Raw genomic sequence first — 12738 nt, forward strand, 5'->3', positions numbered from 1 at the left:
CCTCCGGCAAGGAGGGGTGGGCTTTTCGTTCAGGGACAGGCGGAAGTTTAGGTCATGTATTGACGACTTACTGGATACCGCCCGCCGTCAGCTTGGCCGGATCGAGCAGACGCTCCAGCTCCTCGCGTGACAGCTCAGTCTCTTCCTCGGCCACATCCAGAATCGGACGCCCGGCCTGATAGGCCACCTTGGCCACTCGCGCCGCCTCGTTGTAACCGATCACCGGATTGAGCGCCGTGACCAGAATCGGGTTCTTGGCCAGCGGTGCCTCGATGTTGTCCTGACGCACGTTGAAGGTAGCAATGGCCTTGTCCGCCAGCAGGCGGCTGACATTGGCACTCAGCGTGATCGAGGACAGCAGGTTGTTGGCGATCAGCGGCAGCATGACATTGAGCTGGAAGTTGCCGCTCTGCCCGGCGATGCCGATGGTGGCGTCATTGCCCATCACCTGCGCCGCCACCTGGGCGGCCGCCTCGGGAATCACCGGATTGACCTTGCCCGGCATGATGGAGCTGCCCGGCTGCAGGGCCTCAAGCTCGATCTCGCCCAGCCCTGCCAGCGGGCCGGAATTCATCCAGCGCAGGTCGTTGCTGATCTTCATCATCGCCACGGCGTAGGTACGCAGATGGCCGGAGAGCTCGACTGCCGTGTCCTGGGAGGACAGCGCCGCGAAGAAGCTCTCGGCGGGACGGAAGGCATGGCCGGTCTGGTGCGAGAGGCGGTCGGCGATGCGCTCGGCGAATTCCGGATGCGCGTTGATGCCACTGCCGACGGCGGTGCCACCCTGGGCGAGGCGCTCGAGGCGCGGCAGCACCTGCTCGATACGCTCGATGGCCTGCCCGACCTGCGCCTGCCAGGCGCCCAGCTCCTGACTCATGCGAATCGGCATTGCATCCATCAGGTGAGTGCGACCGGTCTTGACGACGTCGTCCACTTCAGAGGCCTTGCGGGAGATCACCTCATGCAGGTGGCGCAGCGCCGGCAACAGGGTGTCCGCGACTGCGATGACGGCGGACAGATGAATGGCCGTCGGGATGACATCATTGCTCGATTGGCCCATGTTGACGTGGTCGTTGGCGCCGACGGTCACGTCCTTGTCACCCAGATGCTGATTGGCAAGCTGCGTCAGCACCTCGTTGACGTTCATGTTGGTCGAGGTACCGGAACCGGTCTGGAAGACATCGACCGGGAATTGGTCGGCATGTTCGCCGTCGATGATCTGACGTGCCGCCTTGATGATCGCCTCGGCACGCACGTCATCCAGCAGCTCTAGGTCACGGTTGACCTCGGCCGCGGCCAGCTTGATACGCGCCACGGCACGAATGAAGGCAGCAGGCAACGGCTGGCCACTGACGGGGAAGTTGTCGACCGCTCGCTGAGTCTGGGCGCCATAGAGTGCGCTGGCCGGCACTTCGAGTTCACCCATGCTGTCGCGTTCACGGCGGGTCTGGCTGCTCATGCTTGTCTCCCTGTGCTGTTGCATATGACGTCGCACCTGGCTGGCGTCACTGATGGGCGGCTGGCAATAACGTGATCGATGACCTGATCGCCAGCTTCGATCCCCTGATGATCACTTGGGGACGTACAGGATACCAATCAAGCCACTTCATGAGAGTGATTATCAATAACAATCGCCATTTTTCGATCTTTCCCCTTGATGGTGCGCTCGAGTCAGTACTCACGCCTGCTTGCCCCTCATGCCTGCTTCCCACCCAAGGCCCTCTTACCAAGACCTCTTTCTGCGCTCTCTGTACGCATCTCTCGTTGCCTGCTCCTATTTGCCTATCCCTCTTGCCCCTTCTCTTGACCGGCCTTTCTTGCCCGCCATCCGGTCTCTGCCCTGAGCGCCATCAGTACATTCGCAGAGCAAGGGCGCAGCGCCACAGTGCGCCGCAAGGGCCTGAAAGCCTCTGGGACGACCTTGAGGGGTCGGTTACACTGTGCAGCGCTTCCACCATGGTCATGGCCCCCTTGGCCACGCCTCTTGAATCCTGTCGACGGAATGACCGCGAACCTGATGTCCACCTCTTCGCTGCTGAAACCCGCCGTGTGTGCGGTGCGCACCAACCCTCACTTCCTCGTGCCTGCCGGAGGGGAGATCGCATCATGAAATGGTTCTCGCACAACCCTTACTTCACCTATCTGCACCGCCAGCGCCTGCATATCCTGCGCGTGACCGTCGCCCTGACGCTGTGCTTTTCCATCATCGAACTGTTCAGCCTGCCGCACAGTTCCTGGGCATTGGTCAGCACCGTGATGGTCATGGGTAACCTGCCCCACGTCGGCGGTGTCATCGACAAGGGCTGGCAACGTCTGGTCGGCACCCTGCTTGGCGGCCTGTGGGGCCTGATATTGATTCTGGTCGCCGAGCCTCTGCCCGGCGTGGTGCCCTTCTGGAGCATCGTCGGCATCGCCCTGGCGCTGAATGCCACCTTCAGCAATCGCTATGGCTACAGCTCACTGCTGTTCTGCGTCACGCTGCTGATGGTGATCGGTGATGGCAATCATGATCTCGGCATCGGGCTATGGCGCGTCTTCAATGTGGTGCTGGGCACCCTGATCAGCATCGTGGTCAGCATGGTGCTGCTGCCCCAGAAGGCGACGGATGTCTTCCGCTTCCTGCTGGCCGACAACCTCGACAAGCTGGCACGTCTCTACCACGGCCATACCAAGGCCGAGCGTGAGGGCGTCAATGAAGGTCTCGCGCTGGTGCGTGCCACCTCGGCACAGCTGGTCAAGCAGCGCGGGCTGGTCGATGCCGTCGCTCAGGAAGGCCGTATCAATCGTGCCGACATCGAGGAAATCCTGTCCTTCGAGCGCCGCATGATCTCGACCATCGAGCTGCTGCAGGAAACCCACTGGAACACCCGCGAGGGGCATGAATTCATCGAGGGGCTGGATGGCCTGCGCGATGCCCAGCATCGTCTGGCCCGCGCCCTGGGGACCCTTGCCTTCCAGGTGCGCACCGGCCAGAGCATCGAACTGACGGTGACGCCCTTCGACCTGCAACGCTATGCCGATGTTCGCAATGTCGAGAGCCGCAACGGCCGCGCGCTGTTCAGTCCGGCAGGCTACCTGTGGCTCAACCGCGAACTGGCACGCTTGACCGAAGCGCTGGGCGAGCGTCTTGCCTTGCTGGAGCGCCTGCCGAGCCAGCGCCTGCAACGCCGCCTGCCGGGCCATGGCCTGATCAGTGATGCACGCCGTCTGTTCCTGCCGGAAGATCCGACACCGGGCGATACGGCAGCCCCCACCAGGCGCGAGAACAGCGCTGGCAAGCAACACTCTTCGGTCAGCGAAGCACCGGCCAGCAAAGCGCCGGCGAGTGATGACAGCAACAGTGACAACAGCAGCGATGAGCCAGACCGCCACGACAGGCACCAGCCGGACTCGGCCGGCAATGAGACTGCCAGGAAAGACACATGAACTCAGTATCCGGAGTGACTCCCGCAAGCCAGCATGACGTGCTGATCGTCGGTGGCGGCGCGGCAGGTTTGACCCTGGCACTCAGCCTCGCCAATCGCCTGCCCCCTAGCCCGCGCACCCGCCGCGTCACGCTGTTGCGTCCGGCGCGTGAGGCCCAGGGCGCCAGCCGCTGGGCACAGGGCGGTATCGCGGCAGTGCTGGCGCCCGAGGACGATGTGGAATCCCATGTCGCCGACACCCTGATTGCCGGCGATGGCCTGTGCAACGAGCGTGCGGTGCGCTTCACCGTCGGCCACTCGCGGGAGGCCATCGAATGGCTGATCGCGCTCGGCGTACCCTTCACCCCGGCCGACGCCGACGCCAGCTACCCCTTCCACCTCACCCGTGAAGGCGGGCATGGTCGCCGCCGCATCATCCACGCCGCCGACGCCACCGGGCGAGCGCTGCTCGATACGCTCAGCGCCCACGTCGAAGCCCACCCGAACATCGAGATTCTCGAAGACCTGCTGGCGGTCGACATCGCGGTCAATGCGGGTCGCGCCAGCGGTCTGTGGGTGATGGACGGCACGGGCCAGCGCCAATGGCTGGCAGCCAATGACCTGGTGCTGGCCACCGGCGGTGCCAGCGGCCTGTTCGCCCACGCCACCAGCCCGAGCGCCAGCGTCGGTGATGGCATGGCGATGGCGACCCGCGCCGGCGCCAGCCTGATGAACCTGGAGTTCCAGCAGTTTCATCCCACCTGCCTGTATGACCCCGATGGCACGCCCTTTTTGATCTCCGAGGCGGTACGGGGCGAAGGGGGACTGCTGCTGCGCCCGGATGGGCATCGCTTCATGGCCGATCATGATCCGCGCCTGGAGCTGGCGCCGCGTGATGTCGTGGCACGCGCCATCCTCGCCGAGATGCGCACGCACGGTCTCGAGCATGTCTGTCTGGATATCAGCGCGCTGGGGGCCGAGGCGATCGAACACCACTTCCCGACCATCGCCGAGCACTGCCTGGCACGCGGAATCGATATTCGTCATGCACCGATTCCCGTCGTCCCTGCCGCCCACTACAGCTGCGGCGGCATCGCCACCGGACTGGATGGCGCCAGCGACCTGCCCGGGCTATGGGCCATCGGCGAAGTCGCCTGCACGGGCCTGCACGGCGCCAATCGCATGGCCAGCAACTCGTTGCTCGAGTGCCTGGTGCAGGCGCGCGCCTGTGGTGAAGCACTTGGGCAGCCGCGCCGCGCAGACGAGCCACGCCTGATGAGCACGCTCGACTCGCTGATGCCGCAACACGCTGCCCTGCTCACACAGCTTGCCGACAATGGTCAGGTCTGGCGCTGCGTGATGCGCCTGAGCGCCGACGAGGCGCGCACGCGCCTGCACAGCTTGCGCCAGCTGATGAGTCTGCAAGCGGGGATCGAGCGCAGCCAGCACGGCCTGAGGGAGGCGTTGCAGCAGATAGCGCAGTGGGTCTCGCTGGAGGCGGGGCAAACGGTGGAGGCCGAGCAGCACAGGCAAGCTTCAGCGCCGTGTGCAGGGCTCGATCACCTTGCGCTCTATCAGGCCCTGACGCTGGCACCGCTGCTGCTGCTCAGCGCCCATCAACGTCATGAGTCACGCGGCCTGCACTTCATCCGCGACTTCCCGATGCCGGCGCCGCGTGCCCGCGATAGCGTCATTCGGCTCTCGGCCTTCGCTGCCGCAAGCTGAGCGGCTCTTGAGAAGGCTTATGCGAAGCCCCATGAAAAGGCCCATGAGCAGGCTTAGCGTGGGCGGGAGTCCTGGGCAGCGACGCGCCGCAGGGTCTCCAATGGCGGCGGCTGACGCGGCAAACCATGCGGCAAGGGCGGCCACAGCAACCACGGGCGCAGCTGGTGAAGGTCTTCGCTGGAGGCGCTATCCGGCCACAGCCATACCCGCTGCGTTTTCAGGTACTGCTGGCCCGCGCCCTGCGCTCTCAAGCCCTGTAGCCCCATCCCCTGTGGCCCCATCCCCTGTGGCCCCACCCTCTGTGGTCCCACCCCCTGTGGCCCGAAACCCTGCGGCGAGATCTCGAGCCCCAGCAGACGTGGTGAGCACCACAGACAGCGCACGTTGACGGGCTGCCAGCTGCGTGAGGCACCATCGGCCCACCACCAGCAGAGCTGCATCTCCGGGTGACGGTGGCGCGCCTCTGACGCAGGCGGGGTGTCGCTGACTTCGGTCTCGACTTCGCTCTCTGCTGCAGTCTCTGCTTCGCTCTCGGCTTCAGCCTCGTTCTCCGGCACTAGCGCCTGGCCACCGCTGGCAAGCGCCGCATCGGCGCAGAGGCTACCCCCAAGGGCCAGCCAGACTCGCGCATCGGGGTCCGTGAGGCGCCGCCGAGCCTGGCGCCACCATGACGCCAGCTCTGCGGCCTGCAGCAGCCAGCCCAGCCCCATCACGCTCAGCAGCGCCATGACGCCATCCGACAGCTGAGCGAGCCCCTCAAACGCACAATGCCCCGCCTCGAAAGGCAGGGCATTGCGTAGAAATTGCCACTGACAGGTCCACCACGTACTGACAAGGAACTGGCCAGTCGCCAGCTCGGCAAGCCAGACCCACAAGGCGAGACTCGCCACCAACAGCCCGACACGCAGGCTGGCGTGGGTCGCGAACGCCTGCCTAGAGGCCCTTGAACTGATCGCGCTCGCCATTCTCGGCATTGGCGATCACCATGTTGATCAGGCGCTGGTACTCGGCATTGCCGCACGGGTCGCGCTTCATCAGCCACACGAAGAGGTCCTGGTCCTCTTCGGCCAGCAGCTGCACATAGAGTGCCTTGTCATCTTCGCTCAAGGCGTCGAAACGCTGCTCCAGAAACGGCAGCAGCAGCAGATCGAGCTCCCACATGCCGCGACGCGAATGCCAATGAAGCCGCTTGCGAATCACATCTTCCATTGCCTGAACCTCAGTCGTCACATCAATGCGCGCAGTATACCCGAGGGGGGCGTCAGCGGCATCCGTTGACCCGTTGCTCGGGCAGGAATTGGCAATCCGTGCCGTGATCGGCAATGATGTCCCTAGTGCGTTGTTTTCTCAGGATTTGCCCATTATGCTGAGGAGATAACAATCACAAGGATGCGTGTGCCTGTCCGGTGACAAGAGGTCGCCCGGCTGCCGCATCACGAACGCCTTTCGCGAGAAAGGTGCAGGCATGGAGAGATCCGATGACCAAGTCCGAGCTGATCGAACAGATAGCCATGCGACAGCCTGAGTTGTCGCTCAAGGATGTAGAGGCCGCGGTTCGCATCATCCTCGATGATGTGACAGACGCCCTGGCCCACGGCGGTCGCGTCGAAATTCGCGGTTTCGGCAGCTTCTCGCTGCACTACCGTGAGCCACGACTGGGGCGCAACCCCAAGACCGGTGAGCCGGTGGACCTGGATGGCAAGTTCGTCCCCCACTTCAAGCCCGGCAAGGAGCTGCGCGAGCAGGTCGATGCCAGTCGCGCCCTGGGGTATTGACGACAGCGCGACTGATGACAGTGCCAAAGACGACGGCGCGGCTGACTGACAGCGTTGCCCGCAGAGGAAGACCCGGCGTGACGGGGCCGGCTGGCTCAGCGCCGGCCGACATCTGCTCAAGCCGTCATGCCAGAGACGACAGCCACCCACCTCACGGCGTCGCCGCCAAGACTCGCGCGATGGGCAGTGATACACTCGCTCCCAGATGATTCACGACTGCATTTCATGACAAGGAAACCGTTATGCGTTGGCTAAAAGGTCTCGTTCTGGCCGTGATCCTGCTGATCGTCCTGCTGGTCGGTATTCTCTTTGCCGTTCACAACCAGCAAGCCGTGCCCCTCGACCTCATCTGGGTAGAGCTGCCTGCTGCGTCCCTTTCCATGTGGCTGCTGTTCTCGCTGGCCGTCGGCGTCGTGCTTGGCATGGTCGCGATGACCGGCATGTACCTGCGCCTGCGCACGCTGTTGACCCGTGCCCAGCGCCGCAACCAGCAGCAACGCAAGGAACTGGACCAACTGCGCATCCAGGAGATCAAGGAAGTGGCATAAATGCCTGATCTGATATTGCTGGGATTGCTGATGGCGGCCATCGCCATCGGATTCTGGCTGGGGCGGCGTGATCGTCGCCCCGATGAACAAGCACCGGCTCCTGCCACCCTGTCCCGCGACTACTTCGTCGGCCTCAATCATCTGCTCAACGAGCAGCCTGATCGTGCCATCGAAACCTTCGTTCAGGCCCTGGAAGTCAACAGCGACACCGTCGATACCCACATCGCGCTGGGCAATCTCTATCGCAGTCGCGGCGAAGTCGATCGTGCCGTCAAGATTCACCAGAACCTGCTGGCCCGCCCTGCCCTGGATAGCGAACAGGGCGAGCGTGTCCAGCTGGAACTGGCCCGCGACTTCATGCGCAGCGGTGTCTATGACCGCGCCGAGAAGCTGCTGGAAACCCTCCTCAAGCAAGCGCAGCACGACAGCCATCGGCGTGCCGGCCGCCGCCTGTTGATCGACCTCCTCGAGCGGGAACGCGAATGGGAGGCCGCACTCGAAGTCGCCCACGCCATTCTGCGCCAGGAAGGCGGCATCCGCCGCGCGGCGGCCCACTGGCACTGCGAACTGGCCGCGCTGGATATCGCCGAAGGCAGCCAGGCGATGGCCCGCAAGCGCCTCAAGCAGGCGCTCTCCACCGATGAGAAATGCGTCCGCGCCAACTGGATGCTGGCCGAGATCGAATTCGATCATGCCAACTACAAGCAGTGCATCCGCCTGCTGCAGCGCATTCCACGTCAGGATACCGGCTTCACCCCCATCATCCTCGAGCCACTGGGCAACGCCTTTCGCATGCTGGATGACGAGAGTGGCCTGGTGCGCCTGTTGCATCAGGAAGTCGAGCGCGCGCCCTACACCACGACGGTCATCAGCCTTGCGCAATTGATCGAGCGCCGCGAGGGCGTCGAGGCAGCTGCCAGCTTCGCCAGCGAGCAACTGCATCGTCACCCCAGCCTGCGCGGCGTCGACTACCTGCTCGATCTCTACCTGCTGGATGCCGATGAGCGCGAGACCGAGCGTTTCAATCTGCTCAAGCGTCATACCCAGCAACTGATCCAGGCGCGTCCTCGCCATCGCTGTCATCGCTGCGGCTTCGAAGCCTCGATGCTGCTCTGGCAATGTCCGAAGTGTCGTCACTGGGGCACGGTCAAGCCGATCACCGGTCTGGAAGGCGAGTAACGGCGCCAGCTGGCAGACAGATACCAGCAGACAGACAGACCACAGATACCATAACGAAAAGCCCCCTGCAGCTCGCTGCAGGGGGCTTTTTCATGCCGCATTGATGACTACCAGGCTGACGCTATCGAACTGATGCCAGCGATCATATCAGCCCTGCTCGGCGGCACGCTCGCGCAGGCGTGGCGAGAGCAGCTCACCCACGAGACAGGCAGCCAGGATGACGGCCACGAAATACGGCCAGTCGCCGAATGACAGCTCTGCGACACCCAGGGCATCGACGAAGATCGCCAGGATGCAGACCGGGCTGACATAGCGAATCATGAACAGCCACAGACGATAGCCGGCATCGCTCAGATTCAGCTCATCGCGCAGCATGCTGCTCTTGAAGACGAACCCGGCCAGCAGCGCCATGGCGATGCCACCGATCGGCATCATCCAGCGCGAGGTCAGGTAATCGAGCCAGTCGAAGAAGTGCTTGCCGGCCAGTGTCCAATCCGCGCCGCGATTGAACGACAGCATCGCGAACATCGCCACCAGCCACAGCACGCTGCCAGCCAGCCATGAGGCCTTGATGCGGCTCATGTTGCGGTTCTCGCTCAGCCAGGCCACAGTCGCCTCGATCATCGAGATGGCGGAGGTCAGGGCGGCGATCGAGAGCATGGCGAAGAACAGCACCCCGAACAGCTGCCCGAAGGGCATCTGATTGAAGGCCACCGGCAGACTCATGAAGATCAGCCCCGGCCCGGAGGACGGGTCCATGCCATTGGCGAAGATGATCGGGAAGATCGCCAGTCCCGCCATCAGCGCCACCAGGGTATCGGCGATCGCCACCGTGAAGGTGGTGCGGGCGATGGAAGTGCCCGACGGCAGGTAGGAGCCGTAAGTGAGGATGGCACCGGAGGCCAGCGACAGGGTAAAGAAGGCATGCCCCAGCGCGGCCAGCACCCCTTCACTGCTCAAGCGCGTGACATCGAAATCGAACAGGAAGTGGAAGCCTGCCGAGAAGTTGCCCGAGGTCAGGGCATAGCCGATCATGATCAGCAGCATGATCACCATGCCCGGCATCATCCAGCGCACGCTCTTCTCGACGCCTTCCTGCACCCCTCGCCCGACGATCAGCATCGTCACCACCGTCACCAGCGTGGCCCAGCCACCCAGCGCCCAGGGGTTGGCGTTGCCGGCCTCGAAGATGGCGCCCAGCTCCGCGACGCTGTGTCCGGACAACGCGCCACTGGCCATCTTCCACAGGTAACTGAACGACCACCCCGCCACCACGACATAGAACGACAGGATCATGAAGCCGGCCAGCATCGCGATCCAGCCGAAGACCTTCCACAACGGACTGGCCCCCGCCTCACGCGCCAGATTGGCAATCGCCTCGATGGGGCTGCCGCGCCCGCGCCGCCCGAAGGCGATCTCCGCCATCATCACGGGTACGCCCACGGCGAGAATGCAGGCCAGATACACCAGCACGAAGGCGCCTCCGCCGTACTCACCGGTGATATAGGGAAACTTCCAGATATTGCCCAGCCCTACCGCGGAACCGGTAGCTGCAAGGATGAAGCCCCAGCGACTGATCCAGAGATTCTTGGGTTGCTGTCTTGCCGTCATGGAATACCTTACGAGTTATTGTTGTGAGCCAGTGGTGATCGACGCAACGCCTGGCCGCCTTGGGTGCTCACACAGACCATTTTACTGATATGAAGCAGGTTCGTCCGCGATTCCCATCGAAAATCACCACGATTCCCTCAGAATTCCTCTGCGAAAACGCCATCACCACACGACGGCAATCACTCTACATTAGATGCTTCAAATTGGTAACATTTGAAACGATGTCTGCCTCCCAGGCCTGACAAGCAACCTCGCCTGAGACGCACCGCGCCGCAAAAGGACCCGACATCACCGCATCACTGGAGTAGGCTCATTCAAGAGACGCAGACCAGAACGCTCTGGCTAGAGAGGGCTGGGCCAGAGAGTGCTAGGCCTGAGAGTGCCTGGCCAGAGGGCTTCTGGACAAAGAGCGTCTGGTCTCACCCAGCAGCGCAGACAAGGAGTCGTCATGCATCGTCAATTCGCGGTTATCGGACTGGGCTATTTCGGCAGCACCGTCGCGCGGGAGCTCAGGCGCCATGACCATGAAGTGCTCGGCGTGGATGCCGATGAGAAGCGCCTCAATGCCGTGGCAGACCTGCTCAATCAAGCCGTGATCGCGGACCCCACCGATGAACATGCCCTGCAGGAGCTGGGGCTTGAGCAGTACGACGCCGTCTTGATCGATCTGGCCGACTCGATGGAACAGAGCCTGATCTGCGCGCTGCTGGCCAAGGAGCTCGGCGCCAGGGAGCTGTGGGTCAAGGCCACCTCGGATGCACACCACAAGCTACTCAGTCGTCTGGGTGTCGATCACATCGTGCATCCGGAGTACGACCTGGGCGTGCGCGTTGCGGAAAGCCTCGCCTACCATGCCATGGTCGACTTCATCCATCTCGGCGATCACCAGTTCGTGGTCGAGCTGGAGGTCAGCGCACGACTGGGCGATGACTGCCAGCAGCTCGATCAGCTGCCCATCGATGACGACATCAGCGTGATCGCGCTGCGCAAGGGCAAGACTCTCGATCGCCAACCCTCCGGCAGCACGCGATTGGCCGCCGGCGACCACCTGGTCCTGATCGGCGAGCTGAGCGCGCTGCGCAAGCTGGGAGCGCATCTATGAGGCAGCGCTACCGGCGCTATCTCCGCCCCCTGACCCGCAGCCCACGCGGGCCCATCATCCATCTGTCGCCGCCGGAGATTCTGCTGAGCGGCTTTCTGGGCCTCGGCATGCTGGGCGCCTGCCTGCTGAAACTGCCCGGCATGCATCAGCAGGGCTTGAGCTGGCTGTCGGCGCTGTTCACCGCAACCTCTGCCGTCACGGTCACCGGACTCTCCGTCACGCCGCTCAGCGACTTCACCCTCGCGGGCCAGACCGTCGTGCTGATACTGATCCAGCTCGGCGGCCTCGGCTTCATGACCATCGCCGCCCTGTCACTGGTGATGCTGGGTCAGCGCCTGCCGATGCATCAGACCAGCCTGCTGCGCGAAGCGCTCAATCGCAGCAGCTCACGCGAGATAGGCCGCCTGCTCAAGATCATCACCGCCTTTGCGCTGACGCTCGAGCTGGCAGGCGCCTCCTTGCTGGCGTTGGACTGGGTGCCCGAGTACGGCTGGCAGGAGGGCCTCTGGCTGAGCCTCTTCCACTCGGTCTCGGCCTTCAACAATGCCGGCTTCACCCTGTGGCCGGACAGCCTGATGCGCGAGGCGGCCAACCCCCTGACCAGCGGCGTAATCGGCATTCTGTTCATGACCGGCGGCATCGGCTTTGCCGTCATCGGCGAGCTGCGCGAGCGGCGGCGCCAACATGGCTGGCGCGTATTGCTGCAGCCGTCACGCTTCTCGGTGCAGACACGCCTGGTGATCGAAGCCACCGTGGCGCTCAACCTGCTGAGTCTGGTGGTGATACTGGCGCTTGAATGGCGCAACCCCGGCACGCTGGGCGCCATGGCCAGTCACGGCGAACGCCTGCTCGCCGCTGCCTTCATGGCCATCACACCGCGCACCGCCGGGTTCAGCGTCATCGATTCCGCCGAGATGACACAAGCCTCGACCCTGTGGACCATGGCGCTGATGTTCATCGGCGGCGGCAGCGGCTCGACGGCCAGCGGCATCAAGCTGACCACCTTCGTGGTGCTGCTGCTGACCACACGCGCCTTCCTGCGCAGCGAGCCCTCCCCCACCCTGCATGGCCGCCGCATCGGCGATGACACCGTTTTCAAGTCGATCGCCGTGGCACCGGCGGCGATGCTGCTGATCTTCAGCATGCTGTTCGGCCTGACCATCACCGACCCGGACCACGCCTTCCTGTCGCTGGCCTTCGAGACCGTCTCGGCCTTCGGCACCGTCGGCCTGAGCCACGGCCTGACGCCCGAGCTCTCGCCCGGCGGGCAATTGCTGATCATCGCGACCATGCTGCTGGGCCGCACCGGGCCACTCGCCCTCGGCTACCTGCTGGCGACCCGCAGCCGCCCCGGCATCAGCTATGCGCGCACCGAGCTCTCGATCGGCTGAAGA

11 protein-coding genes are annotated in these 12738 nt (G+C 63.8%); 7 read left to right on the forward strand and 4 right to left on the reverse strand.

All coding sequences use genetic code 11. The annotated features are described in order from the left end of the window. Positions 1-67 precede the first annotated feature (67 nt). Positions 68-1459 (reverse strand): class II fumarate hydratase, encoded by a 1392-nt coding sequence (locus tag R1T44_RS13635; RefSeq protein WP_153636255.1) that lies wholly within the window; start codon positions 1457-1459, stop codon positions 68-70. Positions 1460-2106: 647 nt separating this feature from the next. Here R1T44_RS13635 and R1T44_RS13640 point away from each other — a divergent pair. Together R1T44_RS13640 and nadB are read left to right on the forward strand one after the other, a co-directional pair. After that, positions 2107-3426 carry an FUSC family protein gene (locus R1T44_RS13640; protein WP_317292233.1) on the forward strand — a complete coding sequence of 440 codons (1320 nt, stop codon included), beginning with the start codon at positions 2107-2109 and terminating at the stop codon, positions 3424-3426. After that, positions 3423-5129, forward strand: coding sequence for an L-aspartate oxidase (nadB, locus tag R1T44_RS13645; protein ID WP_317292234.1), 1707 nt, complete (start codon positions 3423-3425; stop codon positions 5127-5129). The genes R1T44_RS13640 and nadB overlap by 4 nt, the downstream gene beginning before the upstream one ends. Before the next feature lie 53 nt (positions 5130-5182). Here the strand turns inward: nadB and R1T44_RS13650 are convergent, their stop codons facing one another. Both R1T44_RS13650 and R1T44_RS13655 read right to left on the reverse strand, forming a co-directional pair. Then, on the reverse strand, positions 5183-5857 hold the full coding sequence (locus R1T44_RS13650; protein WP_317292235.1) for a hypothetical protein: 675 nt from the start codon (positions 5855-5857) through the stop codon (positions 5183-5185). Between the two features lie 205 nt (positions 5858-6062). Further along, positions 6063-6338 (reverse strand): FAD assembly factor SdhE, encoded by a 276-nt coding sequence (locus R1T44_RS13655; protein WP_043335628.1) that lies wholly within the window; start codon positions 6336-6338, stop codon positions 6063-6065. Between the two features lie 269 nt (positions 6339-6607). Here R1T44_RS13655 and R1T44_RS13660 point away from each other — a divergent pair, with 269 nt between their 5' ends. From R1T44_RS13660 to lapB, 3 genes are all read left to right on the forward strand, one after another. Beyond that, entirely contained in the window at positions 6608-6904 is a 297-nt protein-coding gene (locus R1T44_RS13660; protein ID WP_043335630.1) for an integration host factor subunit beta, read from the forward strand. Positions 6905-7146: 242 nt separating this feature from the next. Next, entirely contained in the window at positions 7147-7452 is a 306-nt protein-coding gene (locus R1T44_RS13665; RefSeq protein ID WP_054555462.1) for a lipopolysaccharide assembly protein LapA domain-containing protein, read from the forward strand. Continuing rightward, a complete protein-coding gene (lapB, locus tag R1T44_RS13670; protein WP_043335632.1) occupies positions 7453-8631 on the forward strand; it encodes a lipopolysaccharide assembly protein LapB in 1179 nt (392 codons plus the stop codon). Positions 8632-8778: 147 nt separating this feature from the next. Here the strand turns inward: lapB and R1T44_RS13675 are convergent, their stop codons facing one another. Beyond that, entirely contained in the window at positions 8779-10242 is a 1464-nt protein-coding gene (locus tag R1T44_RS13675; protein ID WP_317292236.1) for a sodium-dependent transporter, read from the reverse strand. A 448-nt stretch (positions 10243-10690) separates the two neighbouring features. On the opposite strand from R1T44_RS13675, the gene R1T44_RS13680 reads away from it, so the two are divergent. After that, the gene (locus R1T44_RS13680) at positions 10691-11344 is read left to right on the forward strand and encodes a potassium channel family protein (protein ID WP_043335637.1); all 654 of its coding nucleotides are present in this window, start codon (positions 10691-10693) and stop codon (positions 11342-11344) included. Beyond that, positions 11341-12735, forward strand: coding sequence for a TrkH family potassium uptake protein (locus tag R1T44_RS13685; protein ID WP_317292237.1), 1395 nt, complete (start codon positions 11341-11343; stop codon positions 12733-12735). Before R1T44_RS13680 ends, R1T44_RS13685 begins: the two co-directional genes overlap by 4 nt. The last annotated feature ends 3 nt before the right edge of the window (positions 12736-12738 follow it).

The organism is Cobetia amphilecti (assembly GCF_032923285.1).
Taxonomy (GTDB): Bacteria; Pseudomonadota; Gammaproteobacteria; order Pseudomonadales; family Halomonadaceae; genus Cobetia; species Cobetia amphilecti.

Bases quoted from the DNA above. Each gene is read 5' to 3' on its own strand.
- R1T44_RS13685 (WP_317292237.1), top strand. From the start codon at position 11,341: ATGAGGCAGCGCTACCGGCGCTATCTCCGCCCCCTGACCCGCAGCCCA.
- R1T44_RS13650 (WP_317292235.1), bottom strand. From the start codon at position 5,857: ATGGCGCTGCTGAGCGTGATGGGGCTGGGCTGGCTGCTGCAGGCCGCA.
- R1T44_RS13680 (WP_043335637.1), top strand. From the start codon at position 10,691: ATGCATCGTCAATTCGCGGTTATCGGACTGGGCTATTTCGGCAGCACC.
- R1T44_RS13640 (WP_317292233.1), top strand. From the start codon at position 2,107: ATGAAATGGTTCTCGCACAACCCTTACTTCACCTATCTGCACCGCCAG.
- R1T44_RS13665 (WP_054555462.1), top strand. From the start codon at position 7,147: ATGCGTTGGCTAAAAGGTCTCGTTCTGGCCGTGATCCTGCTGATCGTC.
- nadB (WP_317292234.1), top strand. From the start codon at position 3,423: ATGAACTCAGTATCCGGAGTGACTCCCGCAAGCCAGCATGACGTGCTG.
- lapB (WP_043335632.1), top strand. From the start codon at position 7,453: ATGCCTGATCTGATATTGCTGGGATTGCTGATGGCGGCCATCGCCATC.
- R1T44_RS13635 (WP_153636255.1), bottom strand. From the start codon at position 1,459: ATGAGCAGCCAGACCCGCCGTGAACGCGACAGCATGGGTGAACTCGAA.
- R1T44_RS13655 (WP_043335628.1), bottom strand. From the start codon at position 6,338: ATGGAAGATGTGATTCGCAAGCGGCTTCATTGGCATTCGCGTCGCGGC.
- R1T44_RS13660 (WP_043335630.1), top strand. From the start codon at position 6,608: ATGACCAAGTCCGAGCTGATCGAACAGATAGCCATGCGACAGCCTGAG.
- R1T44_RS13675 (WP_317292236.1), bottom strand. From the start codon at position 10,242: ATGACGGCAAGACAGCAACCCAAGAATCTCTGGATCAGTCGCTGGGGC.